At 61.2% G+C, this 3,326-nt stretch carries 4 protein-coding genes; 1 reads left to right on the top strand and 3 read right to left on the bottom strand.

Translation table 11 applies throughout. From position 1 onward, the window contains the following. Together EN906_RS28050 and EN906_RS28045 are read right to left on the bottom strand one after the other, a co-directional pair. Positions 1-419, bottom strand: a 419-nt coding sequence (locus EN906_RS28050) for a DsbA family oxidoreductase (protein WP_164777408.1), incomplete at its 3' end; no start/stop codon positions are given. Positions 420-436: 17 nt separating this feature from the next. Next, complete coding sequence (locus EN906_RS28045) at positions 437-2,257, bottom strand: extracellular solute-binding protein (protein ID WP_127273478.1); 1,821 nt, start codon at positions 2,255-2,257, stop codon at positions 437-439. Between the two features lie 232 nt (positions 2,258-2,489). Here EN906_RS28045 and EN906_RS28040 point away from each other — a divergent pair, with 232 nt between their 5' ends. Further along, positions 2,490-3,119: an invasion associated locus B family protein gene (locus EN906_RS28040; RefSeq protein ID WP_127270670.1), complete on the top strand. Its 630-nt coding sequence runs from the start codon at positions 2,490-2,492 to the stop codon at positions 3,117-3,119. A gap of 71 nt (positions 3,120-3,190) precedes the next feature. Here EN906_RS28040 and EN906_RS38530 read toward each other — a convergent pair. Then, positions 3,191-3,326 (bottom strand): hemimethylated DNA-binding YccV-like domain-containing protein (locus EN906_RS38530; RefSeq protein ID WP_348629289.1); only part of this gene is annotated, 136 nt, incomplete at its 5' end.

Raw genomic sequence — 3,326 nt, 5'->3', positions numbered from 1 at the left:
TCGCCAATGTTTGCGCCTTCCTCGAAATTCAGCTGGAACAGCCGGCGCACAAGCCTGTTCTGAATGGCTTCGCCGGCGGCACCTGCCCAGCGGATCAGCCGATGCGCATCCAGCGTGTTCGGCGCCACCTTGATGGCGTCAAAGGCGAACGAGATGCCTTCGATTTCGCCCAGCGGCTCGATGCGGGCGTGAATCTCGCGGATGCGCTGATCACTGCCGAATTTTGCCAGCATGTATTCGCGGCGGTCCTTGCCTTCAGGCGGAATGGTCGGATCGAGCTGGAACGGCCGCCAGCGGACATGCACGTCGACATCGCCGACGGCGGCAATCGCCCTGTCGAGCCGCTTCTGGCCGATGAAGCACCAGGGGCAGACGACATCGGACACCACATCGACGGTGATGGCGTTCAATTCGCTCATCTCGATCTCCTGATCCCTCAGTTGGGTTTGCGCCACCATGTTGGCAGCTGATACCCGAATATGGGCGTCTTTTGCGGATGTTCCAGGTAGTTCCAGTAGGCAATCCATTGCTGCGTGTTGTGCTGCATCGGCACCATGTAGTTGCCGGAGATCAGCAGCCGGTCGAGAACGCGAACGGCGGCAACATAATCCTCCTTGGAGCGGGCGCGCAGCATCGCCTCGATCGCCGCGTCCACAGCCGGATCGGCGACGCCTGCGAGATTGAACGAGCCTTCCGTCCTGGCCGCGGCGGAACTCCAGCGCCCGCTCTGCTCGATGCCGGGCGACAACGAATTGTTGAAGCCGCTCGATCCGATCAGGACCTCAAAGTCGAAGCGCTGCTTGCGCGACTGGATCTGGTCGCCGTCGAGGCTGCGAATGGTGAGATCGATGCCGATCTTCTCCAGCGTGCGCTGGTAGATGCCGGCAAGGCGCTCCTCGTCCTGCGATGCGGTCAGGATTTCGAAGCTGAAGGGTTTGCCTTCGGGATCGAGCATCGTTCCATTCTGCACGTGGTAGCCGACACTTTTCAAAAGATCGAAGGCTGCCTTCAGCACGCGGCGGTCCTGGCCCGATCCGTCGGTCACCGGCGGCCGCCATGTACCGTCCATGACATCGGCCGGGACGCGGCCGGGGTAGGGCGCCAGAAGCGCTTTCTCCCTGTCGTCGGCCGGATGGCCGATCGCGGAAAGCTCGGAATTCTGCCAGTAACTCATCGTGCGCGTGTATTTGCCGCCGAACAGGTTCTTGTTGGCCCATTCAAAGTCGTAGAGCATGCCGAGCGCGCGCCGCACGACAGGGTTGGCGAATTTCGGCAACCGCGTGTTGAACAGGAAACCGGTCACCACGGGCGGAATGCCGGTGTCGAAGGTTTCGGCGACGACGTCGCCCTTGTGGAAGGCCGGAAAATCGAGATCGCGCTCGCGCTTCACCGGATCACTGTCGTCGTCGATGGCGCAAAGGCCTTTCTTGAACGCTTCGAGCTTGGCGTTGGCGTTGAGGAAATACTCGATGGTGATCTGGTCGTAATTGTCGAAACCGCGCTTGGCCGGGACGTCCTTGCCCCAGTAGTCCGGGTTGCGCTTGAACACGATGCGCTGGCCGGGCTGCACCTGCGCGATCCTATAAGGGCCGCTGCCGATCACCGGCTTGAGCGTCGTCCTGTCGAAAGTCTCCTTGTCGAAGGCGTGCTTCGGGATGATCGGGGTCAGCGCGATGATCAGCGGGAATTCGCGATCGGCCTTGTCGTTGAAGGTGAAGCGCACGCTGTGATCGCCGGTCTTTTCGAGCTTGGCGACCCTGGCCATGCGATCGCTGTAAGGCGGGCGGCCTTTCTCGGTGTAGACGTCATAGCTGAACAGCACGTCCTCCGGCGTCACCGGCTGACCGTCCGACCATTTGGCCTTCGGATTGAGATGGAATTCGATGCTCTTGCGCTCCGGGTCCATGTCGGCGCTGTCGGCCAACAAACCGTAGAGCGTGAAAGCCTCGTCGGCATTGCGCTGCATCAACGGCTCGAAGACCAGATTGCCGAAGATCGTATCCATCATGCCGCGCGCCGTCGTGCGCAGGCTCTTGAGGATGAAAGGGTTCAGATTGTCGAAGCTGCCGACGACGCAATAGGTAATCGAGCCACCCTTCGGCGCGTCGGGATTGACGTAGTCGAAATGCCTGTAGTCGGGCGGTAGCGCCGGCACGCCCTGCATGGCGATAGCGTGCTTCGGCTCCGATGCGGCCGGCTGATGCGAAAGGGCGAGAAACGATATCCCGGTGATCAGCCAAACAACAACGCGGCCCATGAACGTCTCCTTACTGGGTCGGCTTGATGATTCGGTGTGCACCCTAGCATGAGGCGGCTGCGCGCCGGCCAACCGCGCGTTCAACAATTGCTGACGCCGGGCTGGATTCGGCATCGCTTGCAGTGTAACACGCCCTCCGAAGTCATTCTGTTGCCTCATTTCGGCAACAGGTAGCTGGACCACACGGCACGAAGAAGCCGGTCCCGGGATCATTTGAGAGGAAGTGCACGACATGACGAGCCTGAACAGCAACGCGTACCGCCTGTCGGTCATGGCCGCTGGCGTGGTCGGCTTTCTCGGCGCAGGACTTCCCGCTGCTTCCGCACAGCAGCAACAGCAGATTCCGCAAGGCTGGTTCAAGGCCTGCACCAAGCAGGAAGACGTCGACATCTGCAATGTCCAGAACATCACCACCGCCGGCAACGGCCAGCTGGTCACTGGCGTCAGCCTGATCGAGCTGAAGGGCAAGGTGAACCGCAAGGTGTTCCAGGTGACGGTCCCGACCGGCCGTCTGGTGCCTCCCGGCATCGGCCTGCAGATCGACACCGGCAAGGCGCAGAAGCTCGACTATGTGATCTGCTTCCCGGATCGTTGCGTGGCGGAAGTGCCGCTGACCGATCAGCTCGTCGCCGCCTTCAAGAAGGGCCAGGCGATTACCCTGACCTCCGTCAATTTCCAGAACCAGCCCAATCCGATCAAGGTCGCCCTGCAGGGCTTCAGCGGCGCCTATGACGGACCGGCGCTGCAGCAGTCGGACATCGAGGACCGGCAAAAGAAGCTTCAGGACTTCGTCGCCAAGAACAACCAGGATTTCGCCAAGAAGCTCAAGGAAGAGCAGGACAAGGCGAAGACCGCCAACTGATCGGCCGATATCGCCGAGCCACAAAAAAGCGGGGTCATGCCCCGCTTTTTTTGCGCCCATCTCTCCGCGGGTCAGTGCCTTGACTGCCGTTTCGGCTGGTAGCCGCCGTCCGGCCTCTTGTCGAACATCTCCTTGATCTGCGGATGCCGGACCGGCTCACCCGACTGATCCTCGAGCAGATTCTGCTCGGAGACATAGGCGATGTGC

Source organism: Mesorhizobium sp. M7A.F.Ca.CA.004.06.1.1, assembly GCF_003999135.1.
Lineage (GTDB): Bacteria > Pseudomonadota > Alphaproteobacteria > Rhizobiales > Rhizobiaceae > Mesorhizobium.
Note: the sequence above shows the minus strand (reverse complement) of the source record. Positions and strands in the feature narration are given on the sequence as shown.

What these genes read in the sequence shown, in the direction of transcription:
- EN906_RS28045 (WP_127273478.1), bottom strand. Translation starts at nt 2,257, where the DNA reads ATGGGCCGCGTTGTTGTTTGGCTGATCACCGGGATATCGTTTCTCGCC.
- EN906_RS28040 (WP_127270670.1), top strand. Translation starts at nt 2,490, where the DNA reads ATGACGAGCCTGAACAGCAACGCGTACCGCCTGTCGGTCATGGCCGCT.